General features: G+C 73.0%; 19 protein-coding genes. 11 read left to right on the top strand and 8 right to left on the bottom strand.

What is annotated here, in order from left to right:
• Nucleotides 1-30 precede the first annotated feature (30 nt).
• From OG370_RS22325 to OG370_RS22315, 3 genes are all read left to right on the top strand, one after another.
• Entirely contained in the window at nucleotides 31-1,269 is a 1,239-nt protein-coding gene (locus OG370_RS22325) for a sugar ABC transporter substrate-binding protein (protein ID WP_328466989.1), read from the top strand.
• 93 nt (nucleotides 1,270-1,362) lie between these two features.
• A complete protein-coding gene (locus OG370_RS22320) occupies nucleotides 1,363-2,589 on the top strand; it encodes a carbohydrate ABC transporter permease (protein WP_328466987.1) in 1,227 nt (408 codons plus the stop codon).
• Nucleotides 2,586-3,518 (top strand): carbohydrate ABC transporter permease, encoded by a 933-nt coding sequence (locus OG370_RS22315; protein ID WP_328466985.1) that lies wholly within the window; start codon nucleotides 2,586-2,588, stop codon nucleotides 3,516-3,518. The genes OG370_RS22320 and OG370_RS22315 overlap by 4 nt, the downstream gene beginning before the upstream one ends.
• Before the next feature lie 123 nt (nucleotides 3,519-3,641).
• Here the strand turns inward: OG370_RS22315 and OG370_RS22310 are convergent, their stop codons facing one another.
• Nucleotides 3,642-4,499 carry an SCO6745 family protein gene (locus tag OG370_RS22310; RefSeq protein WP_328466983.1) on the bottom strand — a complete coding sequence of 286 codons (858 nt, stop codon included), beginning with the start codon at nucleotides 4,497-4,499 and terminating at the stop codon, nucleotides 3,642-3,644.
• A 190-nt stretch (nucleotides 4,500-4,689) separates the two neighbouring features.
• A complete protein-coding gene (locus tag OG370_RS22305; protein WP_328466981.1) occupies nucleotides 4,690-5,256 on the bottom strand; it encodes a TetR family transcriptional regulator in 567 nt (188 codons plus the stop codon).
• Nucleotides 5,257-5,368: 112 nt separating this feature from the next.
• On the opposite strand from OG370_RS22305, the gene OG370_RS22300 reads away from it, so the two are divergent.
• The 4 genes from OG370_RS22300 to OG370_RS22285 all read left to right on the top strand — a co-directional run bounded on the left by OG370_RS22300 (nucleotide 5,369) and on the right by OG370_RS22285 (nucleotide 11,677).
• Nucleotides 5,369-6,295: an SDR family NAD(P)-dependent oxidoreductase gene (locus tag OG370_RS22300; protein WP_328466979.1), complete on the top strand. Its 927-nt coding sequence runs from the start codon at nucleotides 5,369-5,371 to the stop codon at nucleotides 6,293-6,295.
• A 109-nt stretch (nucleotides 6,296-6,404) separates the two neighbouring features.
• Nucleotides 6,405-7,844: a purine-cytosine permease family protein gene (locus tag OG370_RS22295; RefSeq protein ID WP_328466977.1), complete on the top strand. Its 1,440-nt coding sequence runs from the start codon at nucleotides 6,405-6,407 to the stop codon at nucleotides 7,842-7,844.
• Nucleotides 7,845-8,036: 192 nt separating this feature from the next.
• A complete protein-coding gene (locus OG370_RS22290; RefSeq protein ID WP_328466975.1) occupies nucleotides 8,037-8,939 on the top strand; it encodes an FAD binding domain-containing protein in 903 nt (300 codons plus the stop codon).
• Nucleotides 8,936-11,677, top strand: a complete 2,742-nt coding sequence (locus OG370_RS22285; protein WP_328466973.1) for a molybdopterin-dependent oxidoreductase — start codon at nucleotides 8,936-8,938, stop codon at nucleotides 11,675-11,677. The genes OG370_RS22290 and OG370_RS22285 overlap by 4 nt, the downstream gene beginning before the upstream one ends.
• Before the next feature lie 7 nt (nucleotides 11,678-11,684).
• Here the strand turns inward: OG370_RS22285 and OG370_RS22280 are convergent, their stop codons facing one another.
• Nucleotides 11,685-13,514 carry an APC family permease gene (locus tag OG370_RS22280; protein WP_328466971.1) on the bottom strand — a complete coding sequence of 610 codons (1,830 nt, stop codon included), beginning with the start codon at nucleotides 13,512-13,514 and terminating at the stop codon, nucleotides 11,685-11,687.
• Between the two features lie 121 nt (nucleotides 13,515-13,635).
• Between OG370_RS22280 and OG370_RS22275 the strand changes: the two genes are divergently transcribed.
• From OG370_RS22275 to OG370_RS22265, 3 genes are all read left to right on the top strand, one after another.
• Entirely contained in the window at nucleotides 13,636-14,667 is a 1,032-nt protein-coding gene (locus OG370_RS22275) for an amidohydrolase family protein (protein ID WP_328466969.1), read from the top strand.
• Nucleotides 14,668-14,799: 132 nt separating this feature from the next.
• Nucleotides 14,800-15,330, top strand: a complete 531-nt coding sequence (locus tag OG370_RS22270) for a TerD family protein (RefSeq protein ID WP_328466967.1) — start codon at nucleotides 14,800-14,802, stop codon at nucleotides 15,328-15,330.
• A 242-nt stretch (nucleotides 15,331-15,572) separates the two neighbouring features.
• Nucleotides 15,573-16,448: a lysozyme gene (locus OG370_RS22265; RefSeq protein WP_328466965.1), complete on the top strand. Its 876-nt coding sequence runs from the start codon at nucleotides 15,573-15,575 to the stop codon at nucleotides 16,446-16,448.
• On the opposite strand, the gene OG370_RS22260 is transcribed toward OG370_RS22265, so the two are convergent.
• The 5 genes from OG370_RS22260 to OG370_RS22240 all read right to left on the bottom strand — a co-directional run bounded on the left by OG370_RS22260 (nucleotide 16,397) and on the right by OG370_RS22240 (nucleotide 22,104).
• Complete coding sequence (locus OG370_RS22260) at nucleotides 16,397-17,239, bottom strand: DUF1295 domain-containing protein (protein ID WP_328466963.1); 843 nt, start codon at nucleotides 17,237-17,239, stop codon at nucleotides 16,397-16,399. The genes OG370_RS22265 and OG370_RS22260 overlap by 52 nt on opposite strands.
• Nucleotides 17,236-18,624 (bottom strand): cyclopropane-fatty-acyl-phospholipid synthase family protein, encoded by a 1,389-nt coding sequence (locus OG370_RS22255; RefSeq protein WP_328466961.1) that lies wholly within the window; start codon nucleotides 18,622-18,624, stop codon nucleotides 17,236-17,238. The genes OG370_RS22260 and OG370_RS22255 overlap by 4 nt, the downstream gene beginning before the upstream one ends.
• Complete coding sequence (locus OG370_RS22250) at nucleotides 18,621-20,012, bottom strand: cyclopropane-fatty-acyl-phospholipid synthase family protein (RefSeq protein ID WP_328466959.1); 1,392 nt, start codon at nucleotides 20,010-20,012, stop codon at nucleotides 18,621-18,623. Before OG370_RS22250 ends, OG370_RS22255 begins: the two co-directional genes overlap by 4 nt.
• Nucleotides 20,009-20,722 carry a DUF1365 domain-containing protein gene (locus OG370_RS22245; protein WP_328474319.1) on the bottom strand — a complete coding sequence of 238 codons (714 nt, stop codon included), beginning with the start codon at nucleotides 20,720-20,722 and terminating at the stop codon, nucleotides 20,009-20,011. The genes OG370_RS22250 and OG370_RS22245 overlap by 4 nt, the downstream gene beginning before the upstream one ends.
• Nucleotides 20,723-20,844: 122 nt before the next feature.
• Nucleotides 20,845-22,104, bottom strand: coding sequence for an NAD(P)/FAD-dependent oxidoreductase (locus OG370_RS22240; RefSeq protein WP_328466957.1), 1,260 nt, complete (start codon nucleotides 22,102-22,104; stop codon nucleotides 20,845-20,847).
• Nucleotides 22,105-22,498: 394 nt separating this feature from the next.
• Here OG370_RS22240 and OG370_RS22235 point away from each other — a divergent pair, with 394 nt between their 5' ends.
• Complete coding sequence (locus OG370_RS22235) at nucleotides 22,499-24,502, top strand: S53 family peptidase (RefSeq protein ID WP_328466955.1); 2,004 nt, start codon at nucleotides 22,499-22,501, stop codon at nucleotides 24,500-24,502.
• Nucleotides 24,503-24,547 lie beyond the last annotated feature (45 nt).

The raw sequence follows: 24,547 nt of genomic DNA, 5'->3' as shown, positions 1-24,547 counted from the left end.
CACCGCTATCCGTACAGCCTCGGAGAGATGATGAACGTACGCAGAGCCGCCCCCGCCGCCTTGTGCGGCGCCCTCCTGCTGGCCGGTTGCTCGTCGAACTTCGGCAGCGACTCCAGCAGCAAGCAGGACAGCGGAGGTAAGCAGCACCTCACGGTGATGATCGGCTCGTCCGGTGACGCCGAGACCAACGCCGTGAAGGCGGCGGCCGCCGCCTGGGCGAAGAAGACCGGCAACACCGTCACGGTGACCCCGGCGCAGAACCTCGACCAGCAGCTCGGCCAGGCCCTGGCGGGCGGCAAGCCGCCGGACGTCTTCTACGTCGGCTCCAACACCTTCGCCAACTACGCCAAGGGCAACTCGCTGTACCCGTACGGCGACCAGCTCTCGTACCAGGACGACTTCTCCGACTCGCTGCGGAAGTCGTTCTCCTACAACGGCAAGTTCGTCTGCGCGCCCAAGGACACCTCGACGCTGGCGCTGGCGATCAACACGGACATGTGGAAGAAGGCCGGCCTGACCGCGGCCGACTACCCCACCACCTGGCCGCAGCTGGAGAAGGTCGCGAAGAAGCTCACCAGCTCCAAGACGACCGGGCTGGTGGTGGACGCGTCCTACAACGAGCTGGGCGTCTTCATGAAGCAGGCCGGCGGCTGGATCACCAACCCCGGGCAGACCGCGATGACCGCCGACAGCGCCGCGAACGTCGAGGCACTGACGTACGTCAAGAAGCTGCTGAAGGAAGGTGCGCTGAAGTTCCCCAAGCAGGTCGACACCGGCTGGGGCGGCGAGGCGCTGGGCACCCAGAAGGCCGCGATGACCATCGAGGGCAACTGGCTGACCGGCGCGATGCAGTCGGACTACCCGAAGGTCGGGTACAAGGTGCTGTCGCTGCCTGACGGCCCGGCGGGCAAGGGCACGCTGTCGTTCAGCACCTGCTGGGGCGTCGCCAACAAGAGCGCCCACCACGACGCGGCGGTCGACCTGGTGAAGGCGTTCACCGCCGTGCCGCAGGAGTTGTCGTTCGCCGGCGCCTACGGTGTGCTGCCCTCCCGGACCAGCGCGCTGGCCGCGTACAGCGAGAAGTACCCCGCGAACAAGGCGTTCGCCGACGGCGCGTCCTACGGGCAGGGGCCGGTGACGATCCCCGGGTTCTCGAAGGTGCTCGCGCAGTTCGACACCGATCTGAGCGGGCTGGCCACCGCCGACCCGAAGACGATCCTGTCGAGCCTGCAGAAGAACGGCACGGCGGCGCTCAAGTCGGGCGGCTGATCCCCGACGCCGGCGGCAGCCGGCCGTAAGCGGCATCGAACGGTCCGATCGACCGGCAGCACCCGATCAGCGGGCAGTGTGAAGGGAAGGAACATGCGCAAGGAGCAGCAGGGCGGCGCGGCGGCCGTCGCACTGCCCGCGGTTCGCCGGACGGGGCCGAACGGACCGGGCGGCGAGAACGAACCGGCCGGACCGGGAGCAGGGAAGGCGCCGGCCGGGAAGGCGGGCCGAGCGGGGAAGGCGGGCCGGACCCGGGGCAGCCTCATGAGCCGGCAGCACGGCCGCTGGGGCTGGCTGTTCGTCAGCCCGATGGTGATCGTGCTCGGGCTGTTCCTGCTGCTCCCGATCCTGATGGCGCTGTGGGTCAGCCTGCTGCACTGGGACGGCCAGTCCAACCCGTTCAGCTCGGCGGCCGACTTCGTCGGCATACGCAACTACACCGACCTGTTCGGCAGCAGCGGCGGCCTCAACCACCAGCTCTTCATGATCTCGCTGCGCAACAACCTCTACTACGTGGTGCTGGTGGTGCCGCTGCAGACCGTGCTGGCGCTGGGCCTGGCGCTGGCGGTCAACAGCCGCCGGCTCAAGCGCAAGGGGCCGCTGCGCACGGCGTTCTTCTTCCCGTCCGTCACCAGCTCCATCGCGATCTCCACCGTCTTCCTCTTCCTCTTCCAGGGCAGCGGCGCGGTCAACGCGCTGCTGAAGTGGGTGGGCATCACCGGGCCCAAGTGGTTCACCGACGCGCACGGCCTGGTCTGGACGGTGCTCGGCGGGCTCGGCCTGGTCGACCCGAACAAGCCGGTGAACGCGCTCGCCGCGCACAGCGTGCTCGGGCTGTCCTGGTGGGACTGGCTGGCCGGGCCGTCCATCGCGATGTGCACGATCATCGTGCTGGCGGTGTGGACCACCTCGGGCACCTTCATGCTGATGTTCCTCGCCGCGCTCCAGGACGTGCCCGCCGAACTGGAGGAGCAGGCCCGGGTGGACGGCGCCAGCCGCTGGCAGTCGCTGCGCCACGTCACCCTGCCCGCGCTGCGCCCGGTGATCTTCCTGGTGCTCACCCTCGGGCTGATCGGCACCTGGCAGGTCTTCGACGCGGTGTACGTGATGAGCCAGGGCGCCCCGGGCAACACCACCCTCACGCCCGCCTACCTGTCGTACACCTCCGGTTTCCAGGACAGCGACTACGGCCACGCGGCCGCGATCGCGTTCATCCTGCTGGCGATCATCATGTTGATGACGCTGGTGCAGCGGGTGCTGCTGCGGGAGCGCGGTGAGCACCCGGGCCGTGTCCGCCGACTCCTCGGGAGGAACCGATGAGCATCATCCGAAGGAATCCCGAGCACGCCGAGGGTCCCGCGAACGCCCGGAACCCCGAGCACGCCGTGAACGCCGCACCGCGGCCGCGGCGCTCGGTGAGCACCGTGCTGGTGCTGGGCGTGGCCGGGCTGCTGGGCGTGGTGTACGTCCTGCCGTTCGTGATCCAGCTCGTGACGTCGTTCAAGACCGACCCCGACGCGGCGGCCCACCCGCTGTCGCTGCTGCCCAACCCCTTCACGCTGGACTCCTACCGGCAGCTGTTCGGGTTCGGCGGGGGCGAGTCGATCCCGTTCATGCGCTGGCTGGGCAACTCCGTGCTGGTCACCGTCTTCATCACCGGCGGCCGGGTGTTCTTCGACTCCCTCGCCGGATACGCCCTGGCCCGGCTGGACTTCCGCGGCCGCAACCTGCTCTTCAACGGCCTGCTGACGGTGATGTCGGTGCCCGGCGTGGTGCTGCTCATCCCGAAGTTCCTGGTCCTCAACCAGCTGGGCATGTTCGACACCTACGCGGGCATGATCGTGCCCCTGCTGGTCGACGCCGCCGGGGTGTTCATCATGCGGCAGTTCTTCCTGTCCGTGCCCAAGGAGGTCGAGGAGGCCGCGCGGATCGACGGCGCCGGGGTCTTCCGCACCTTCTGGTCGGTGGTGCTGCCGATGGCCCGCCCGGCCCTGATCACCCTGACCATCCTCTCCTTCCAGTCGTCCTGGAACGAGTTCACCCACTTCCTCGTGGCCACCCAGTCCCCCCAGTACGAGACCCTGACCACCGGCCTGGCGCGGTTCGTCTCCGGCAGCCTCAGCGCCGGCACGCAGTACCCGCTGAAGCTCACCGCGGCCCTGCTCGCCACGATCCCGGTGGCCGTCCTGTTCTTCGTCTTCCAGCGCCACTTCGTCCGCGGCGCCAACTCCGGCTCCGTCAAGGGCTGAGCGCGGAAGCGGGACCGCCCCGCCGCCATGGCCGCGCCGAGCCGCTGAGCGGCCGCGCGGCCGTCGGGACGGCGTGAGAGGCCGGCCCGACGGCGTGACGGGTCAGCCCGACGGCGTGACGGGTCAGCCCCTCGTGGCGAAGACGCCTGCCGGGAAGGCGCCGTTCGCCACGGCCGTACGGGTCAGGCGGGCGCCGATCTCGGTGAGGCGGGCCGTGCCGGTCTCGCCGAGGTGGCGGTAGGGGTCGGCGGCCAGCCGGTCGGTGGTCTCCTCGATGTCGTGGCGCAGTGCGGTGCCCGCCGGGGTGAGGGCGTCGTCGGCGTCGAGCAGGCCGCGCTCGCGCAGCCGCTCGCAGCCGGCGGTCCACTCCTGCCGGCTCCAGCCGCGGCTGGCGCACGCGAACTCCCGGGTCATGCCCTGGCCGGTCGCGGTGTGGGTGATCAGCGCCTCGATCCCGTCGAGTCCGGCGCCGGCCAGCGCGGCGATGTGACCGTCGCCGCGGTGCTCGCGCAGCAGCGCGGCGCAGTGCCACAACGCCAGCTGCGGCGCCTTCGGCGCGTCCAGATCGGCGTGGGCGGCGTACAGCGGGCGGCCGGGGGCGGCGCACGCCTCGGTGGCGGTCGTCGCCAGCGCGGCGGCCTCGGCGACCTCGGGGTCGTCGGCGGCGTCCTCGCCGAGCACCCGGCACAGCGCGGCCTCCACCGCCCGCCACCGCGCGTCCAGCACGGCCGCCGGCGCGGCGGCCTGCCACGCCCGGGGGATGTGCCGGGCGATCAGCGCGGGGTTGAAGTTGTAGAAGGTGGCCGCCACCACGCCCGCGCCCACCGCGCCCATGGCCGCCGACCGGCTCGCGAGGTACGCCATGCCGCCCGGTTCCAGGCCGATCGCGGTGAACTCCCGCTCCGCCTCGGGCGCGAAGTAGATCAGCGAGTGCAACGGGTTGAGCGCGCTGTTGCAGTGCCGGGCCGCCGTCAGTGTCATACGGCCATCGTAGGCACGGCGAGCGGAAAATCTACCCGCGGGTACGACTGTGGCCGGTTCCCAACTCCCGCCCGCTGAAAGGCCATGCGCGAGCCCCCACCCGAGCCCCGTATGCCTCGTACGCCCGCGCCCCGTACGCCCGCAGCCGCAGCCGCAGCCGCAGCCGCAGCAAGCGTCGACCGCCGCGGCCTCACCCCGCGATCAGCGCCGCCACCGCATCGGTGACCACCTTGCGCCGGCGCGCCGTCCCGCCCCCGGCCAGGGTGGCGTCGAGCTCCGGGGTGTTGGAACTCCAGAAGCCGGACAGGTGCAGCACCAGGCCGAGCAGTTCCTCCGCGCTGAACCGGGTGGGCAGCAGGCCGTCGCGCTGCGCGCCCGCGACCGCCTCGATCTTGGCGGCGTTGCTCTGCATGACCACCGGGATCGGGGCGCCGCTGCCGGACCGCTCCAGCCGGTACCAGGTCGCGAGGCGCTGCACCCACGGCCGCGCCTCGTACGAGTCGAAGAGCCGGCCCGCGTACTCGGGCAGGTCGGCCGGGTCGATCGGCACGGCGTCCACGGTCTCGCGGCACATGGCGTCGAAGACCGCGTCGAACAGGCCGTCCTTGCTGCTGAAGTAGTGGTAGATCTGCGCCTTGTTGCTCTTCGCCGCGGCGGCGATCCGGTCCACCCGGGCGCCCGCGATGCCGTACGCGGCGAACTCCTCGGTCGCCGCGCGCAGCAGCCGGCGACGGGTCGCCTCGGCATCCCTGTTCATGGCACTCAGCCTATCTACTAACCAGATAGTTGACAAAGGGCGGGTCGAGGAGTCGGATGGAGTTGCTAATCAACCGGTTAGTCAGGAAGTCGTTCCGGAACGGAGCCCCACCATGCCCTCACCGTCCGCCACTCCCTCGAACTCGAACGCCCCCTCGCACCAGTCCGCCGTCTTCCTGGTCAGCGGCGCCTCCCGCGGGCTGGGCCGGGAGATCGTGCGGGCCGCCGCTGAGGCCGGGCACCGCGTGGTGGCCGGCGTGCGCACCCCGGCGTCGCTGGACGACCTCGCCGAGCGCTACGGCGAACGGATCGCCGTCGTCCCGCTGGACGTGACCGACGACGCGCAGGTCCGGGCCGCCGTGCGCACCGCCGTGGACCGCTTCGGCCGGCTCGACGTGCTGGTCAACAACGCCGGGTACGCCAACGTCGGCGCCGTGGAGGACGTCGCGTTCGACGACTTCCGCGCGCAGATCGACACCAACCTCCTCGGCGTGGTCCGGCTCACCCAGGCCGCGCTGCCGGTACTGCGCGAGCAGGGGTCGGGGCACATCGTGCAGGTCTCGTCGGTCGGCGGCCGGCTGGCCACCCCGGGGCTGGCGGCCTACCAGTCCGCGAAGTGGGCGGTCGGCGGGTTCTCCTCGGTGCTGGCGGCCGAGGTCGCGCCGCTCGGCATCAAGGTCACCGTGCTCGAACCGGGCGGGATGTCCACGGAGTGGGCCGGCTCCTCGATGCGGGTCGACCCGGTCCGGCCCGCGTACCAGCCGACCGTGGGGGCGATGGCCGCCCTGCACAGCGGCGGCTCCGCGACGGCGGCGAGTGACCCGGTCAAGGTCGCCCGTCTCGTCCTCGACGTCGTCGCCCTCCCCGACCCGCCGCTGCGGCTGCTCGTGGGCGCCGACGCCTTCCGCTACGCCACCGCCGCCGGCCGTGCCCTGCTCGCCTCCGACGAGCAGCACAGGGCGCTGAGCGAGTCCACCACCTCCGACGGCGCCACCGACGCCCACCTCGACCCCCTCGGCCACGACGAGCCGCGCCCCTGACTCCCGGGCCTCGGCGGGGAAGTACCCCCACCCCCCCCCTGGGTTTGTGCGGCCCCCTCCGCGGAAAGAGGGTCACCAACCAAGGGGCACGTGGGGCCCAGGAGGCGGCATGACGACCACCGAGCAACCGCGCGTTCCGGGTCTGGAAGTCCGCTCCATCGACTACGTGCCGCTGCGCGAACGGCACGGGAAGCTCTGGCACCTGGGCCCGCTGTGGTTCATGTCGAACGCCCAGATCGCCACCCTCGCCGTCGGCCTGATCAGCATCACCGGCGGCGGCAACCTGATCTGGTCACTGATCTCCATCGTGCTGGGCACCGCGCTCGGCACGTTCTTCATGGCGTTCCACTCCGCGCAGGGGCCGCAGCTCGGGCTGCCGCAGATGATCCAGTCCCGGCCGCAGTTCGGCTACGTCGGCGCGCTGCTGGTGTGGCTCTTCGCCTACGTGCAGTACGCCGGTTTCAACGTCTTCAACACCATCCTGGCCGGCCAGGCGATGAGCCGCACCGCGCACGGCGGGGTGAAGTGGTGGGTGGCCGGCGTGACCGTGCTCGCGCTGCTGGTCGCGCTCGTCGGCTACGACGTCATCCACCGCGCCGAGCAGGTCCTCACCTACGTGTTCCTGGCGGTCTTCGGCGTCTTCACCGTCGGGGTGCTGGTGACGCTGCACTACCCGGCCGGGTCGTTCGACCTCGGCGGCTTCAAGTGGACGCCGTTCCTTGCCCAGTTCGGGGTGGTGGCGGGCTACCAGATCAGCTGGGCGATCTACGTGTCCGACTACTCCCGCTACCTGCCGCCGGGCGTCACCGTGCGCAGGACCTTCTACTGGACGTACTTCGGCTCCGCGCTCGGCGGCGCGTGGCTGATGGTGCTGGGCTCCCTGCTCGCCGCGTGGGCGGGCCAGGGCTTCGACACGATCGCCTCGATCGACGCGGCCGGCGACAAGGTCTTCGACGGCTTCGGCGCGGTGGTGCTGATCTTCTCGGCGCTCGGCCTGGTCTCGGTCACCGCGCTGAACATGTACGGCGGTTCGCTGACGCTGATCAGCGCGGCCGACTCGATCCGCAAGGTCCGCCCGACGATCAGTGCCCGGCTGCTGACCCTCGCCTTCACCGCGGCCCTGTCGCTGGCCGGCGCGCTCGCCGCGACCTCGCACTTCCTGACGAACTTCAACAACTTCCTGCTGCTGGTGCTCTACCTGTTCATCCCGTGGACCGCGGTGAACCTGATGGACTACTACGTGGTGCGGCGCGGGCACTACGCCATCGCGGAGATCTTCAAGCCGCACGGCATATACGGCCGTTGGGGTTGGCGCGGGATCATCGCATACCTGGTGGGCTTCGGCGCGATGGTGCCGTTCTTCTCGGTGGGCACGCTCTTCACCGGGCCCGCCGCGAAGGCGCTGAACGGCGCGGACATCTCCTTGTTCATCGGGCTGCCCGTGTCGGGACTGCTGTACTGGTGGCTGGCCCGCACCATCGACGTGGCCGCGGAGATCGAACTCGCCGACGCCGAGGCAGCGTCGCTGGAGACGGCCGGGACGGGGTGAGAACGGGGGCGGCGCCGCGGGCCGCGGCACCGGATGCGATGACCGCATCATCCGACGTGAACCAGCCGTTCGGCGTGCGGATGGCGCCCGCACCACCGCCTTCCGCCTCCTGTGCGACCCTCCACTCCGACACGCGGTGGTTCCGCGCCGGGAAACAGCCGTCCGCCCCGCGGGCGGTTGCTTCACTGAGTCATGGACCTGAACACCGTGGTGGAGATCCGGGACGCCCGGCACGCCTCCCCGTGGCAGCCGGGCGACGCCTGGCTCGCCGGCGGGACCCACCTGTTCTCCGAACCGCAGCCGCACCTGCGCCGGCTGCACGATTTGAGCCGCACCGGCTGGGAGCCGCTGCGGCACCTGCCCGACGGCTCGCTGGAGATCGCGGCGACCTGCACGATCGCCCGGCTGTCCCGCTTCGGGCGGGGCCTGGACCCGGCCGCCCACCCGGCCGCGCCGCTGATCGAGCAGTGCTGCCGGGCCTTCCTCGCCTCGTTCAAGGTCTGGAACATGGCCACCGTCGGCGGCAACCTCTGCAACGCCCTGCCGGCCGGCCCGATGATCTCGCTCACCGCCGCGCTCGACGGGGTGTGCCTGCTGCTCGACCAGGCGGGCGGGCAACGCGGTTCGCGGGTGGCGGACTTCGTCACCGGCGCCGGGCGCAACGACCTCGCCGAGGGCGAGTTGCTGCGGGCGGTGACGCTGCCGCCGCACGCGCTGTCCGCGCGCACCGCCTTCCGCCAGGCGTCCCTGTACGCGCTGGGCCGCTCCGGAGTGCTGCTGGTCGGCACCGAGGAATCGCCGGACCCGGCCGATCGAGCCGAGCGCGCGGACCACCCGGACCGCACCCACCGCGCCTGGACACTGACCGTGACCGCCTCGACCGTACGGCCGTTCCGGCTGGCCTTCGCCGGGCCGCCGTCCGCCGACCGGCTGCGGGCCGCGCTGGACGCGGCGATCGGTGACGGCGACTGGTTCGACGACATCCACGGACTGCCCGCCTGGCGGCGGCACATGACGTACCGGCTCGCGGAGGAGATCCGCGCGGAACTGGCCGCACGGCCCGGCGGCGACGCGACGGAGGCCGGTGCGCGGTGAGTTACCGGATCGAGGTCAACGGCCGGCCGTTCGACGTGGAGCCGCGGCCGGGCCAGTGCCTGCGCACGTATCTGCGGGAGCGGGGCTGGTTCGGCGTCAAGAAGGGCTGCGACGCGGGCGACTGCGGCGCCTGCACCGTGCAGGTGGACGGCGAGCCCGTGCACAGTTGCCTCTACCCGGCGGTGCGCGCCGAGGGCCGCCGGGTCACCACCGTGGAGGGCCTGGCCGGCGACGACGGCGAACTCCACCCCGTACAGCGGCGGTTCCTCGACGCCCAGGGCTTCCAGTGCGGCTTCTGCACCTCCGGGTTCCTGATGACCGCCGCCGCCCTGGACGAGGAGCAACTCGACGACCTGCCGCAGGCGTTGAAGGGCAACCTGTGCCGCTGCACCGGCTACCGGGCGATCGAGGACGCGATCCGCGGGGTGCGGCACGCCGAGGCGCCCGGCGCGGGCGAGGCGGTCGGCCGCAACCTGCCCGCGCCGGCCGGCCCGCAGGTCGTCACCGGCACCGCCCGCTACACCTTCGACGTCGACGTGCCGGGGCTGCTGCACATGAAACTGCTGCGCTCCCCGCACGCCCACGCCCGGATCACCGCGATCGACACCTCCGCCGCGCTCCAAGTGCCCGGCGTGCGCGCGGTTTTCACCCACCGCGACGCCCCCGAACGGCACTTCTCCACCGCGCGGCACGAGCACCCCGAGGACGACCCGGACGACACCCGGGTACTCGACGACACCGTCCGGTACGCCGGCCAGCGGGTCGCGGCCGTCGTCGCGGACAGCGAGGGCGCCGCCGAGGAGGGCTGCCGCCGGATCGAGGTGGCCTACCAGGTGCTGCCCGCCGTGCTCGACCCGGAGCGGGCGATGGAGCCCGGCGCCCCGGTGGTCCACGACAAGGACGCCCGCACCGCGCGCATCGCCCGGCCACGGCGCAACGTCGTCGGCGAGCTGCACGGCGAGGTCGGCGACGTCGCAGCCGGGTTCGCGGCGGCCGACGAGGTCTACGAGGAGACCTTCCGCACCGTCCGGGTCCAGCACGCCAGCCTGGAGACGCACGGCGCGGTCGGCTGGATCGACGACGGCGGACGGCTGACCGTACGCACCAGCTCGCAGACCCCGTTCCTGACCCGCCGGGCGCTGTGCGCGCTGTACGACCTGCCGGCCGAGCAGGTGCGGGTGGTGGCCGGCCGGGTCGGCGGCGGCTTCGGCGGCAAGCAGGAGATGCTCGTCGAGGACGTGGTGGCGCTGGCGGTGCTGCGGCTGCGCCGGCCGGTGAAGCTGGAGTACACCCGGGCCGAGCAGTTCTTCGGCGCGACCACCCGGCACCCGTTCACCGTCCGGGTCAAGGCCGGCGCGCGCCGCGACGGCACCCTGACCGCGCTGGAGCTGCGGGTGGTGGCGAACACCGGCGCCTACGGCAACCACGGCCCGGCGGTGCTCTTCCACGGCTGCGACGAGTCGCTGTCGGTCTACCGCTGCCCGAACAAGAAGGCCGACGGCTACTGCGTCTACACCCACACCGTGCCGGCCGGCGCCTACCGCGGCTACGGCCTCGGCCAGGTCACCTTCGCGATGGAGTCCGCGCTCGACGAGCTGGCCCGCCGGCTCGGCCTGGACCCGCTGCTGCTCAGGGCCCGCACCGTCATCGGCCCGGACGACCCGCTGGTCACACCCGTCAGCGAGCCGGAGGAGGACCTGCACCTCGGCGGCTACGGCCTCGACCAGTGCGTGGACATCGTCCGCCGCGCGCAGGCGGAGCCCCGCGCGGAGCAGGTCCCCGACGGCTGGCTGGTCGGCGAGGGCAGCGCCCTGTCGATGAACGCCACCGGCCCGCCCGGCGGCCACTTCGCCGACGCGCGGGTGCTGCTGCGCCCCGACGGCGGCTACGAACTCAGCGTCGGCACCGCCGAGTTCGGCAACGGCACCACCACCGTTCACCGCCAGGTCGCGGCGGGCGAGCTCGGCACCACCGTCAACCGGATCAGCGTCCGCCAGTCCGACACCGATGTCGTGGGCCACGACACCGGCGCCTTCGGCTCCACCGGCGTCGTGGTCGCCGGCAAGGCCACGCTGCGCGCCGCCCGGGCGCTGGCCGACGCGGTCCTGGACTTCGCCGCCGCGCGGCTGCGGGTGCCCCGCGCGCAGGTCAGGCTCACCGAGGACGCGGTGCTCGCCGAGGACGCCGGGACACGGCTCACCCTCGAGGAGGTGCACGCCGCGGCCCGGGCGGTCGGCGTCACCCTCACCGCGGACGGCCACTTCGGCGGCACCCCGCGCTCGATGGCCTTCAACGCGCAGTACTTCCGGATCGCCGTCGACCCCGGCAGCGGCGAGATCCGCGTCCTGCGCAGCGTGCACGCCGCCGACGCCGGGAAGGTGCTGAACCCGATGCAGTGCCGCGGCCAGGTCGAGGGCGGCGTCGCCCAGGCGCTGGGCGCGACCCTCTTCGAGAACGTCCGCGTCGACGGGAGCGGCCGGGTCGAGACCGCCACCTTCCGCCGCTACCGGCTGCCCGCCTACGCCGACGTGCCGCGCACCGAGGTGCACTTCACCAGGACCGCCGACGCGACCGGCCCGCTGGGTGCCAAGTCGATGAGCGAGAGCCCGTTCAACCCGGTCGCCCCCGCCCTGGCCAACGCCCTGCGCGACGCGACCGGCATCCGCTTCACCGAGCTGCCCTTCACCCGCGACCGCGTCTGGCAGCGCATCGACGCGGCCGCGCGGGAGGTGAACTGACAGCCCGTCAGATCTTCAGCCGGTACGGCAGCAGGCAGACGACGACGTCGGTACGGGCCCGTAGCACCGTCGCCAGCAGGATGCCGCGCTGGTTCTGCAGGATCTGGTAGCGGCGGTGCCGCGGCTCCACCTCGGGGATGAGGACCGCGATCTGCCGGCCGTCCGCCGCGAGCCCTTTGACGTAGGCGACCACCGGCTCGACCAGCGAGCGGTGCGGGCTGTCCACGATGTCCAGGCGCACCCCGGGCTCCCACCGCGCCCAGGCGTCGCGCAGCGCCCCGGCCCGCTCCGGGTCGGAGTGCACGGCGACCGCGACCACCTCGTCGCCGAACGCGAGGGCGGCGGTGAGGGCGTACCGGGCGACGTCGCTGATCTCGCCGACCGGCACCACGACGAGCCCGATGCCGCCGCGCCCGGGCGGTGCGGGGATACGGCCGAGGCCGAGCTCCCTGCCGACCTCGGTGTAGTAGCGCTGCACCCGGCTGAAGAGCAGCATCAGCAGCGGCACCGCGACCACCACCACCCAGGCGCCTTCGAGGAACTTGGTGCTGAGCAGCACCACGCCGGCGATGGTGGTGAGCACCGCGCCCAGGCCGTTGACCATGGCCCGGCGCAGCCACTTCGGCGGCCGGTCGCCGGCCCAGTGCCGGACCAGGCCGATCTGGCTGATCGAGAAGCCGATGAACACGCCGATCGCGAAGAGCGGCAGCAGCTTGTGGGTGTCGGCGTCGACCGCGATGAGCAGCACGGCCGCGAGCGCGGCGAGCGCGAGCACGCCGTAGCGGTAGACCGGGCGTTCGGCGCGCAGCCCGAAGATGTGCGGCAGCCGGTGGTCGCGGGCGAGCAGGCTCATCAGGACCGGCAGCCCGCCGAAGCTGGTGTTCGCGGCGAGCGCGAGCACGAGGGTGACCACGAGGTTGGTGGCGATGTACGGCCAGCCGGTGCCGTAGGCCCCGGCGGTGAGCTGGGCGAGCACCGTCACGCCGCCGCGCGGAGCGACGTGGTCGCGGTGGATCAGCACGGACAGCCCGACCAGCATCAGGCCGAGCAGTCCGCCGAGCATCAGCTCGGTGCGCTGGGCGCGCCGCACGCGCGGGGTGCGGAAGGTCGGCACGCCGTTGGCGATGGCCTCGACGCCGGTCAGCGCGGAGCAGCCCGCCGAGAACGCCTTGAGCAGCAGCAGGATGCCGAGCGACTCGGTGACGTGCACCGGCTCGTGGGTGCCGACCTCGGCCGCGGGGTGGCCGCGCAGCAGTCCGATCACCACGACCCCGAGGATGCCCAGCACGAACAGCGCGGTGGGCAGCATCAGCACCCGGGCGCTCTCGGCGACCCCGCGCAGGTTCACCGCGGTGAGCAGCAGCAGGCCGAGGAGGCACACCTCCAGCAGGTGCGAGTTGAGCGCGGGGTAGGCGGAGGCGAGCGCGGCCGCGCCCGCGGCGAGGCTGACCGCGACGGTCAGCACGTAGTCGACGACGAGGCTCGCCGCCGCCAGCAGGCTGACCCGCGGCCCGAGGTCCTTCTTGGCGACGGCGTACGCGCCGCCGCCGTCGGGGTGCGCCGCGATCACCTGGCCGTAGGAGACCACCAGCACCACCAGCAGGGCGGTGATCACCAGGGTGATCGGAAGCGTCGCGTCGATCGCCCCGGTGCCGGCCGTGACCAGCACCAGCACGATCGCCTCCGGCCCGTACGCGACCGAGCTGAGCGCGTCGAGCGACAGCGCGGCCAGCCCCTCCAGGCTGGTCAGCCGGTCCTTCTCGGCCTTGCGGTGCCCCTCGCCCGGGCGCACGGGAACCCTCGGCCGCAGTTGGCGACGGGCCAGGCCGAACGTCATGGACACCTCGTGAGGGGCGATACGGTCCTTTTGTCCGTTCAGTGTGACCGCCGGGTCTGCCCGGACGTCCGGGACGCGCGGGCGGCGGTCGGCGGTCGGCGGCGATCACCGGCGTGGCACCATGGCCCGGTCGGAGGCCGGACGGACGGACGCGGAGGGCGGTGGCGAGGTGGGCGGGATACCGCGAGCCGGGGCGGAGACGGGCGGAGCCGAAGCGGACGGCTCGGCAGCGGACGCCGCCGGATCGGACACCGCCGACCCGGAAGCGGCGCGGCGGGCGGAGGCCGAGCGGCGCGAGGTGGCGGCCTTCCGGCAGTCGCTCGGGCTGGACCACCTGGTCGACGTCCACACCCACTTCATGCCGCAGCAGGTGCTGTCCAAGGTGTGGGCGTACTTCGACGCCGCCGGGCCGCTGGTGGGCCGGCACTGGCCGATCGCCTACCGGATGGAGGAGCAGCGCCGGGTGGAGGTGCTGCGCGGCTTCGGCGTGCGGGCCTTCACGTCGATGCTCTACCCGCACAAGCCGGGGATGGCCCGCTGGCTCAACGACTGGTCCGCCGACTTCGCCGCCCGCACCCCGGACTGCCTGCACACGGCCACCTTCTTCGCCGAGCCTGGCGCCCTCGCCGACGTGCGGCGCGCGCTGGGCCAGGGCGCGCGGGTCTTCAAGTGCCACGTCCAGGTGGGCGGGTTCGACCCCAACGACCCGCACCTGGACGCCGTCTGGCGGCTGCTCGCCGACGAGGGGGTGCCGGTGGTGACGCACTGCGGCTCCGGCCCGGTGCCCGGCGCCCACACCGGCCCGGCCCCGATCGCCGCGCTCCTGGCCCGCCACCCCCGGCTGCGGCTGGTCGTCGCCCACCTCGGCATGCCCGAGTACGAGGACTTCCTCGACCTCGCCGAACGCCACCGCGACGTCATGCTCGACACCACCATGGCGTTCACCCCCTTCGTCGAGTCCGCCGCCCCCTTCCCCCGCGCCGCCCTCCCTCGCCTCGCCGCCCTCCAGGACCGCGTCCTGCTCGGCACCGACTTCCCCAACATCCCCTACACCTACGCCGCCGCCCTGACCGCCCTGCGCACCGCCGACCTCGGCACCCCCTGGCTCCGCGCCGTCTGCCACGACAACGCCACCCGGCTCTTCTCCCTCTGACCCGGCCCCCGGAGAGACCGGCGGCCGACCGTGGCCGGAAGGCGTCGGGGGGTGTGGACAGGGTGGGGTGGAGAGGCGTTAATCGGGGTAAGTGTGGCGGCCCATGACGGGGCGTCGGGGTGGAGGCGTGGGATGAACGGCCTCAGCAAGGGGATCGAGCGGGTCGAGGTGCGGTTGAAGTGGGACCCGAGCCCGCTGGGCGCCCCGCCGAGCGATCTGGACCTGATCGCGGCCACGTACCGGGCCGGTGCGGAGCAGGGTGATCCGGCCTACCTCGTGCACTTCGACAGCAGGGCGCCCGACGGGACCATGTGGCTCAACCGGGACAGCAAGAACGGCCAGGGCTTCGGCTTCGACGAGGTGATGACGCTGGAGCTGGACCGGCTCGGCGACGGGTACCGCCGGGTCGTGGTCGGCGCGATGATCCAGCAGAGCTTCGGACGGCTGGAGTTCGGCGCGGTGGCCAACCCGGCCTACCAGATCGTCACCGGCTGGACGGTGCTGGTGGAGGGCGGCCTGACCGAGCTGGGCGGCACCACGGCCGCGACCTTCGCGGAGTTCACCCGGAGCGGGTCCGGTGCCTGGTCCTTCCACTCGCTGCTGCGCGGCTACGACGAGGACCCCGACACGTTCGGCCACTCGATGGGCCGCCCGCCGTCCTGACCGCGTCCCGGTCCGCGGCCCGCCCGCGCCCCGACCCGCACACCCCGGGAAACCACCGGCGCCACCGGCGCCGACGTGGCCTTTTCCCCGCGCGCGCCGAACTGCCCGGCGCCGCGGCCGCGTACGCGCCGACCGGAGAGACCGTGATGGCCCGCGCGTCCAGCGCCGGAGCTTCGCGCCCCTCTGTTCCAATAGCGCATATGGGGCATCACCGAAGCAAAGCCACACCCATGGAGGCAGTCATGCGGGACGCCGGTCAGGGCGTGCGGGGACGTACGGGCGTACGGAAGTCGGCGCTGGGGATCGGGTGCGCGGCGGTCGCGGTCGCCGGAGTGCTGGCCGCGCCCGCCGGGCCGGCCGAAGCGGTCGGCGGTGCGCCACACGTGCGCGGCGCGGTGCTCCACCCCGAGCAGGACTGGATGGGGTCGTCCGTCGCCGCCCACGAGGGCCGCTCCAGCACCACCACGGCCACCGGCGGGTCCTCGAACGTCACCCGCACCCCCGGATTCGACGTCAGCAACTGGCAGGGCACCATCGACTGGGCGGCCCAGTACCGCAAGGGCGCCCGGTTCGCGTACATCAAGGCGACCGAGGGCACCACGTACAAGGACCCGAAGTTCGACGCGAACTACACCAACTCCTACTACGCGGGCTTCATCCGCGGCGCCTACCACTTCGCCCGCCCGGACAGTTCCGGCGGCAAGGCGCAGGCGGACTACTTCGTGTCACACGGCGGCGGCTGGTCCAAGGACGGCAAGACGCTGCCGCCGGCGCTGGACATCGAGTACCCGTCCGGCGCGGCCTGCTACGGCCTGAGCAAGAGCGCGATGGTCGGCTGGATCAAGGCGTTCGTCGACGAGGTGCACGCGAAGACGACCCGCTGGGCGACCATCTACTCCACCACCGACTGGTGGACCCGGTGCACCGGCAACACCTCGATCTTCGCCGCCGACGACCCGCTGTTCGTGGCGCGTTACGCCTCCAGCGCCGGCAAGCTGCCGGCCGGCTGGCCGTTCTACACCTTCTGGCAGCACGCCGACTCCGGCACGTTCCCCGGCGACCAGGACTACTTCAACGGCCCCCTCAGCGGCCTGCGCAACCTCGCCAACAACACCTGAGGCGGACGCGGCAGGAAGCCGCTGGTGCGGGCGGCGTACGCGGCGTAGCCGGGCCGGTCGGCCATCTGCCGCTCCAGCAGCCGTTTCCCGCTGCCGAAGACCAGCAGGGCGGTCATCACCAGCGGGCCCGGCGCCGCCACCGCGGCGGCCTGCGGGCTCGCACACGCCATCGCGTACAGGCCCCACCACACCAGGCAGTCGCCGAAGTAGTTGGGGTGCCGGGTCCAGGCCCACAGGCCGCGGTCCATGATCAGGCCGCGGTGCGCGGGATCGGCCTTGAAGCGGGCGAGTTGGTGGTCGCCGACCGCCTCGAAGGCCAGCCCGACCGCCCACAGCGCGCCGCCGGCCGCCGCCCAGCCGCCGAGCCGCTCGGGGGCGTACTGCGCGGCCTGCACCGGCAGCGAGACGACCCACACCAGCGCGCCCTGGACCAGGTAGACGGTGCGCAGCGCGTACCCGGCGCGGCTGCCGGGCGCCTTCGCGAGCATCCGGTCGTAGCGCGGGTCCTCGCCGTGGCCGCGGCCGCGGCGGGCGATGTGCGCGGCGAGCCGCAGCCCCCACCCGGCGGTGGCGAGCGTGACCAGCAGCCGCCGCCCGTCGTCGCCGTGCCCGGCCGATGCGGCGTACGACGCGGCGGCGACCGCGGTGAAGGCCACGCCCCACGCGATGTCCACCACCCGGTGCACGCCCTTGACGAGGGCGACCGCGAAGGTGGCCGCCATGACGCCGAAGGCAGCGAGCGCCGCCCAGCCGAGGCCCTCGGCGAACGCGGCCCACGGGAAGCCGGTCACGGGCGCACCGGTACGTACCAGTCGTGCGGGGTGGCCGGCAGGCCCGAGCCGCCGAACGGCTCCGGGCGCGCCGCGAGGATCTGGTCCACGCCCATCCGGCGCTCGGCGAAGGTCAGCATCGACCCGGCCAGGTAGAGCTGCCAGACCCGGACCGTCGGCTCGCCCGCCAGCGCGGCGAACACCGGCCGGCGCTCCTCCAGGGTGCGGTACCAGGCCGCGATCGTCCGGACGTAGTGCTCGCGCATCGCCTCCACCGACCGCACCTCCAGGCCGGCGTCCTCCAGCAGGTCCACGGTCCGGCCGACCGGGCGCATGTGCATGTCGGGGACGATGTACGACTCGATGAACGCGCCGCCGCCGGGCGCGTCGGCGCCGCGGGACATCTGCTGGACCAGCAGCCGGCCGCGCGGGCGCAGCAGGGCGTGCAGCCGGGCGGCGAAGTCCGGGTACTGCTCCTCCCCGACGTGCTCGCCCATCTCGATCGCGCTCACCGCGTCGTATCCGCCGTCGGCGGCGCCGAGGTCGCGGTAGTGGCTCAGCCGCACCTCGACCAGGTCGCCGAGGCCCTGCTCCGCGATCCGGGCGGCCACGAAGTCGCGCTGCTCGCGGGAGAGGGTGACGGCGGTGACGCGGGCCTTGAACTCCCGTGCCGCGTAGAGGGAGAGGCTGCCCCAGCCGCAGCCCATGTCCAGCAGCCGCGCGCCGGGGGTCAACGCCAGCTTGCGGCAGACCAGTTCGAGCTTGTCGCGCTGCGCCTCGGCGATGCCGTAACCGACGCCGCCCGGTACGTCCCCGGGCTCGGGCTCGGACTCGGGCTCAGGCTCGGGCTCGGCCCCGGGCTCGACACCGGGCTCGGTCGCGGGCTCGGTCTCGGGCTGGGTCCAGTAGCCGCAGGAGTACGCCATCGACGGGTCCAGCAGTTCGGCGTACCAGTCGTTGGACAGGTCGTAGTGGTGGCTGATGGCGGCCCGGTCGCGGCCGGTGCTGTGCAGTTCGCCGCGCTGCTTCGCCTTACGGACGCCCGGCGGCGCCGGGCGGGGGCCGAGCGCGCCCAGCCGCAGCGCGGTCGCGGCGGCCGCGGCGAGTTCCCGCGGACCGGGGCGGCCGGGTGTCGAACCGCGCTCCCGCACCGCCCGGGCCACCCGGCCGAGCCCGTCGGGCAGGTCGCCCTCGATGTCGAGTTCGCCCGCGATGTACGCCTCGGCCAGGCCCGTGCCGCTGGGCTGCCACAGCAGGCGGCGCAGTGCGCGGCGGCTGCGCACGACGATCACGGGCGCGTCGGCCGGCCCGGTCTCGCTGCCGTCCCAGGCGCGCAGCCGCACCGGCGGCCGGCCGCCGAAGTACCCGTCGAGCAGCCGCCCGAGCCGGTCCGCCACTGTGCTCATCGGTCGTCTCCGTCCGTACGGCCGGGGTCGGTCCCCGTGCCGGTTCCGGCCATGGCGCCGGGGCTCGCGGCGCCGTCCGCGGGCCCGGCGCCGTCCGCGGCGCGGGTCAGTACCGTCTGCCGCACGTCCAGGTAGCGGGAGCGGAACCCGGCCTCGGAGTAGGCGAGGTAGAACTCCCACATCCGGCGGAAGGTCGCGTCGAAGCCGAGCGCGGCGACCTCGCCGGCGTCGTCGGCGGCGGTGAACCGCTCGCGCCACAGCCGCAGCGTCTCCGCGTAGTGCGGGCCGAAGCCGTCGTCCTCGGTGACTCGCAGGCCGTGCGCGGCGGCCTCCCGTTCGATGCCCTGGGACGAGGGGATCAGGCCGCCGGGGAAGACGTACTTGCCGATCCAGGTGTAGGTGCCGTGGGTGGCGAGCATCCGGTCGTGCGCCATGGTGATGGCCTGCAGGGCGATCCGGCCGCCGGGGGCGAGGACGCGTGCGAGGGTGCCGAAGTACTCCGGCCAGAACTCGGCGCCGACCGCCTCGATCATCTCCACGCTGACCACGGCGTCGAACCGGCCGCGCACCTCACGGTAGTCGCGCAGTTCGACCGCGGCCTTCCCGGCGAGGCCCGCGGCGGCGATCCGCGCCTGGGCCAGGTCGCGCTGCTCGCGGGAGAGCGTCACGGTCAGCACCCGCGCACCGCGCCCGGCCGCCCGCAGCGCCAACTCGCCCCAGCCGGTGCCGATCTCCAGCAGCCGGGTGCCCTCGCCGACGCCGGCCAGGTCCAGCAGCCGGTCGATCTTGCGGTGCTGGGCGGCGGCGAGGGTGGCCTGATCGGCGGGGAAGCCGCGGAACAGGCCGGCGGAGTACGTCATCGTGTCGTCGAGGAAGAGCGCGAACAGCGCGTTCGACAGGTCGTAGTGCCGGCGGATGTTGTCGCGGGCGCCGTCGGGGGTGTTGCGCTGCCGATCCGGGGTGGCGTGCACCCAGGCCCGGCGCAGCCGCTGGAGGCCGTGCGGGACGAGCGCGGTGGCGTTCGCGGCGAGCACGGTGAGCACCCCGACCAGGTCGTCCGCGTCCCACTCGCCGGCCATGTACGACTCGCCGAAGCCGATCAGGCCGTCGACGGCGATCCGGCGGTGGAAGGCCCGCGGGTCGTGCAGCCGCAGCACCGGGCCCCGGTCGCCGCTGCCGGAGCCGTCGGGCAGCCGCACCCGCAGCGGCAGCCGGGCGAACGCGCGGCCGACCAGCAGCCGGGCCACCGCGGTGCGCGGCGGCGAACTGCGCGGCACCCGGGCCGTGTCCGGCCACAGGGCAGGGTCCACGCCGGCTCGCGGCGCCGGGGCGGGGACGCCGGGAGCGGTGGCGGTGGCGGTGGTGCGGTCGGAGACGAGTCCGCTCACTTCAGGCCCTCCTGGGTGCGGTGGTGCGGGCGGGGGAGAACGGGCAGGCCGCGCAGGTACAGGCGGATGCCGTGCAGGCGGATCGCCGCGGAGACGGCGAGCGTGGACCAGGGGTGCCGGGCGGCGGCGGCCAGCAGGGCGCGGGTGCCGGCCGGGCGGCGGGTGCCGCGCACCGTCGCGGTGAACGGCCGGCCGCCCTCACGCTCCAGGTGCACGGCCAGTTCCAGCTTCTCGCCGGGTTCGGGCAGCCGCATCCGGTAGGTGCCGTCGACCGGGAAGAACGGCGAGACGTAGAACTCCTTGGGCACCTCGGCCCGGCCCCGCTCGTCGGTGTGCAGCAGGTAGCAGTGCCGCTCGCCGTAGGTGTTGTGCACCTCGGCGACGGTGCACAGCGGCGAGCCGTCGGGGCGGTGGCACCAGTACACGGTGAGCGGGTTGAAGACGTGGCCGAGGACGCGGGCGTGCGCGAGCATCAGCACCCGGCCGCCGTCGAGTCGTACGCCCTGCGTGTCCAGGTAGCGCTCCAGGCCCGCGCGCAGGGTGGGTGCGGTGCCCGCGAAGTGGTCGCGCGAGGCGAAGCGGGCCAGCGGGCGCAGCGCCCGGGGCTGGACCGGAAGGTGGTCGAGGTCGACCAGCCACATGTAGGTGCGGTGCCGGAAGGTGCGGCGGATCGGCCGGGTGCGCACGTGGGTGATCGCGCAGGCGTACAGGCTCGCGGCGCCGGGGGCACGGTGCGCGCCGGTGTGCGGGACGCCCGCGACCGCGGGTGCGGACGCCGTGTCGCCGGGCACCGTGTCCGCGGGCACCGTGTCCGCGAGCGGCCGGGCGGGGGTCACCAGCGCACCCCGAGCGCCGCGGCGGCCGCCACCCCCGCGCGGCAGCCGTCCTCGTGGAACCCCCAGCCGTGGTACGCGCCCGCGTACGCCGTCACCGCCGTATCCAGCTCCGGCAGACGCCGCTGGGCGGCCACCGACTCGGGCGTGTACAGGGGGTGTTCGTAGACCATGCGGGCCAGCACCCGGCCGGGGTCGACCGCCTGCGACGCGTTGAGCGTGACCACGTACTCCTCGGCGGCATCGAGCTGCTGCAACCGGTTCATGTGGTAACTGACCTGCACCTTCTCGGCGGGAGCCGCGCACGAGGGCATCAGGTAGTTCCACGAGGCGCGGGCCCTGCGGGCGGTGGGCAGCAGCGACGCGTCGGTGTGCAGCACCGTCTCGTTGCGCGAGTAGCGGAACGCGCCGAGCACCCGCGCCTCGGCGTCGGTGGCGTCGGCGAGGACGGCGAGCGCCTGGTCGGGGTGGGTGGCCAGGACCACCGCGTCGTATCCGCGGGTGGTGCCGTCGGCGGCGGTGACCTCGGCGCGGTCGGGGAAGCGGCGCACCGCGCGGACCGGGGTGCCGGTGTACACCGTGGTCAGCTGCTTGCCGATCCGCCGCACGTACTCCTCGGAGCCGCCGGTGACCGTGCGCCACCGCGGTGACCCGCCCACCGACAGCAGCCCGTGGTGGCGCAGGAAGCGGAAGAGGTAGGCCGCCGGGTACCGCATCGCCTGGTCGGGGGCGCAGGACCACACCGAGGAGACCAGTGGCACCACGAAGTGCGCGGTGAAGTACGGAGTGAAGTCGCGCTCGGCCAGGAAGCCGCCCAGCGTCAGGTGGTCGGCCCGGCCCGAGGCGAGCGCCGCGCGCGCCGCCCGGTGGAAGGACGGCACCTCGGCGAGCAGGCCGAGGTAGCGGCCGCGTATCGCGCTGCCGGGGTGGGCGAACAGGCCGCCGGGGCCGCGCGCGCCCGCGTACTGCAGGCCGCATCCGTCGCACCGCACGGACAGGCTCATCTCGGAGTCCTGGGTGGCGACGCCGAGTTCGCGGAAGAGCCGCAGCAGCGTCGGGTAGGTGCGGTCGTTGTGCACGATGAACCCGGTGTCGATCCGCAGCGCCTGCCCGCCCGGGTCGGCCACGTCGTGGGTGTGCGCGTGGCCGCCGAGCCGGTCGTCGGCTTCGTAGAGCGACACCTCGCACACCTGCCGCAACACGTAGGCCGCGGTCAGGCCGGCCACTCCCGAACCCACCACCGCGATACGCCGCCGCACCTCGTCGCCTCGTCTCCGCGCCTTCTTCGCGCCTCGCCCGCTCCCTGTCGACCCCCGTCACCAGAGATTCGGCGCGGCGGCCGAAAAGGATTGGTGGGGGAGCCTGCGTCTGGCGCGAGGGGGGAGCGGGGGTGCGGGCCCGGATGCGGCGATCGCCCGGTTCCGACCGGATATGAGCCACCGATGATCGTCGGTTTTCGGTAAAGCGACACCGCTGAGCGCCATACGGTATTCCCACAACGCTCACGTGGCGTGCACACTACAGGCCGGGTGTGGGTCGTGAACGAGCGTGCGGTACAAGGCCCGTGCCTGTCGTTGCCCTCTCACGGACCATCACGTTGGAGTCGTCATCACCCACATACACACACCCCGTAGCGGCGCAGGCCGTACCGGAGTGGTAGCGGCCGCCTCGCTGGCCCTGCTCTCCGGTTCGCTGCTGCTGGCGGCCACGCCTTCGCAGGCGTCGGCGCCGGCCGCGTCCGCCAAGACCATCACCGGCTCCCACCCCGCGTGGGCCACCGCCTCCGCGGACGCCGGTTCGGTGTCGTCCTCCACCGAGGTCACCGGCACCGTGTACCTCGCGGGCCAGGACCCGGCCGGGCTCACCTCGTACGCGACGGCCGTATCGGACCCGAGCAACGCCAGTTACGGCAAGTTCCTCAGCCCCGCGCAGTACCAGGCCCGGTTCGGGGCCACCAAGGCGCAGATCGCCGCCGTGCAGAAGTGGGCCGAGGACTCCGGCCTGAAGGTGCTGGGCACCACCTCGCACGCGATCACCGTCAAGGGCACCAACTCCGCGCTCACCAAGGCGTTCGGCACCGGCGAGCACCAGTACAAGGTGTCCGGCGAGCTGCGGCACGCGCCGGCCCGCGACCTGAAGGTGCCGGCCTCCGTCTCCAGCGCGATCCTCGGCGTCGACGGCCTCTCCTCGGTCGGCAGCAACGTGGTGCGCCCGGACTCGCACAAGGTCACCTCGGACACCGCCACTTCGGCGAAGGGCGCCAAGGCCGACAAGAGCCTGCCCACCACGCCGACCTGCTCGGCGTACTGGGGCCAGAAGACCGCCAAGGGCGCGCCGGCCGGCTTCACCAAGAAGGACGTGGCGTTCGACCAGTGCTCGCTGTACCCCTCGCAGATCCGCAAGGCGTACGGCATCACCTCCACCGGGCTGACCGGCAAGGGTGCGACGATCGCCATCGTGGACGCGTACGGCAGCTCCACCATGGAGGCCGACGCCAACCAGTACGCCACCAACCACGGTGACAAGGCGTTCAAGAAGGGCCAGTACACCGAGGTCGTCGACTCCTCGCAATGGACGGACCAGGACCTGTGCGGCGGCCCCGAGGGCTGGGCGCCCGAGGAGGCGCTGGACGTCGAGATGGCGCACGGCCTCGCCCCCGACGCCAACGTGGTCTACGTCGGTGCGAACTCCTGCACCGACGACGACCTGCTGGCCGCGATCACCAAGATCGTGGACAACCACCTCGCCGATGTCGTCTCCAACTCGTGGGGCGAGATCATGCACACCACGGACAACGCGGACGTCACCGCGTCGGAGATCGCGGCGTACGAGCAGGTGTTCCAGCAGGCCGCGATCGAGGGCATCAGCGTCGGCTTCTCGGCCGGCGACTGCGGTGACAGCAGCCCGCTGGCGGCGGCCACCGGTGCCAACTGCCAGACGGACACCGCCCGTGCGCAGGCCAACTGGCCGGACTCCGACCCGTGGGTGACCTCGGTCGGCGGCACCGCCCTCGCCCTGGCGGACAAGAGCGGCAAGTACGGCTTCGAGACGGACATGGGCACCACCCGCTCCGCGCTGTCGGCCGACGGCAAGAGCTGGAACCCAGCCCCGGCCGCGGCGCCGTTCTACTTCGGCGGTGGCGGCGGCACCAGCGAGGACTTCGCGCAGCCGGGCTACCAGCGCGGCGTGGTCCCGGACATGCTGTCGCACACCCTGATGACCGGTCAGAAGGTGGCCGCCGCCAAGCGGGTCACCCCGGACATCTCGATGGTCGGCGACCTGTACACCTCGGTGCTGGTCGGCATCTCCGACGGCGCCGCGTACAGCGAGGGCGGCTACGGCGGCACCAGCGTCTCCTCGCCCGAGTTCGCGGCGGTGCAGGCCGACGCGATCCAGGCCGGCCACCACGCGATCGGCTTCGCCAACCCGGCGATCTACGCCCGCTCGCACCTGACCACCGACGTGGTGGACAAGCAGGCGCAGCACTCGAGCACCCCGCTGAGCAGCGTCTACGACGCCGGTGTGGTCAACGGCAACCTGCTGGTCCGGCTGATCGGCTTCGGCCAGGACACCTCGCTCAACGCGGTCCGCGGCTACGACGACGCGACGGGTGTCGGCTCGCCGAACGCGAGCTACCTGAAGTCGTACCGCTTCTGACGGTTCGCCGGCAGGACGGCTCGACGGATCGACGCTTTGACGCTT

Source organism: Streptomyces sp. NBC_00448, from assembly GCF_036014115.1.
In the GTDB taxonomy this organism is placed as follows: domain Bacteria; phylum Actinomycetota; class Actinomycetes; order Streptomycetales; family Streptomycetaceae; genus Actinacidiphila.
Note: the sequence above shows the minus strand (reverse complement) of the source record. Positions and strands in the feature narration are given on the sequence as shown.

Coding starts and splice junctions, on each gene's coding strand:
- OG370_RS22325 (WP_328466989.1), top strand. CDS start 31: ATGAACGTACGCAGAGCCGCCCCCGCCGCCTTGTGCGGCGCCCTCCTG.
- OG370_RS22320 (WP_328466987.1), top strand. CDS start 1,363: ATGCGCAAGGAGCAGCAGGGCGGCGCGGCGGCCGTCGCACTGCCCGCG.
- OG370_RS22315 (WP_328466985.1), top strand. CDS start 2,586: ATGAGCATCATCCGAAGGAATCCCGAGCACGCCGAGGGTCCCGCGAAC.
- OG370_RS22310 (WP_328466983.1), bottom strand. CDS start 4,499: ATGACACTGACGGCGGCCCGGCACTGCAACAGCGCGCTCAACCCGTTG.
- OG370_RS22305 (WP_328466981.1), bottom strand. CDS start 5,256: ATGAACAGGGATGCCGAGGCGACCCGTCGCCGGCTGCTGCGCGCGGCG.
- OG370_RS22300 (WP_328466979.1), top strand. CDS start 5,369: ATGCCCTCACCGTCCGCCACTCCCTCGAACTCGAACGCCCCCTCGCAC.
- OG370_RS22295 (WP_328466977.1), top strand. CDS start 6,405: ATGACGACCACCGAGCAACCGCGCGTTCCGGGTCTGGAAGTCCGCTCC.
- OG370_RS22290 (WP_328466975.1), top strand. CDS start 8,037: ATGGACCTGAACACCGTGGTGGAGATCCGGGACGCCCGGCACGCCTCC.
- OG370_RS22280 (WP_328466971.1), bottom strand. CDS start 13,514: ATGACGTTCGGCCTGGCCCGTCGCCAACTGCGGCCGAGGGTTCCCGTG.
- OG370_RS22275 (WP_328466969.1), top strand. CDS start 13,636: ATGGCCCGGTCGGAGGCCGGACGGACGGACGCGGAGGGCGGTGGCGAG.
- OG370_RS22270 (WP_328466967.1), top strand. CDS start 14,800: ATGAACGGCCTCAGCAAGGGGATCGAGCGGGTCGAGGTGCGGTTGAAG.
- OG370_RS22265 (WP_328466965.1), top strand. CDS start 15,573: ATGCGGGACGCCGGTCAGGGCGTGCGGGGACGTACGGGCGTACGGAAG.
- OG370_RS22255 (WP_328466961.1), bottom strand. CDS start 18,624: ATGAGCACAGTGGCGGACCGGCTCGGGCGGCTGCTCGACGGGTACTTC.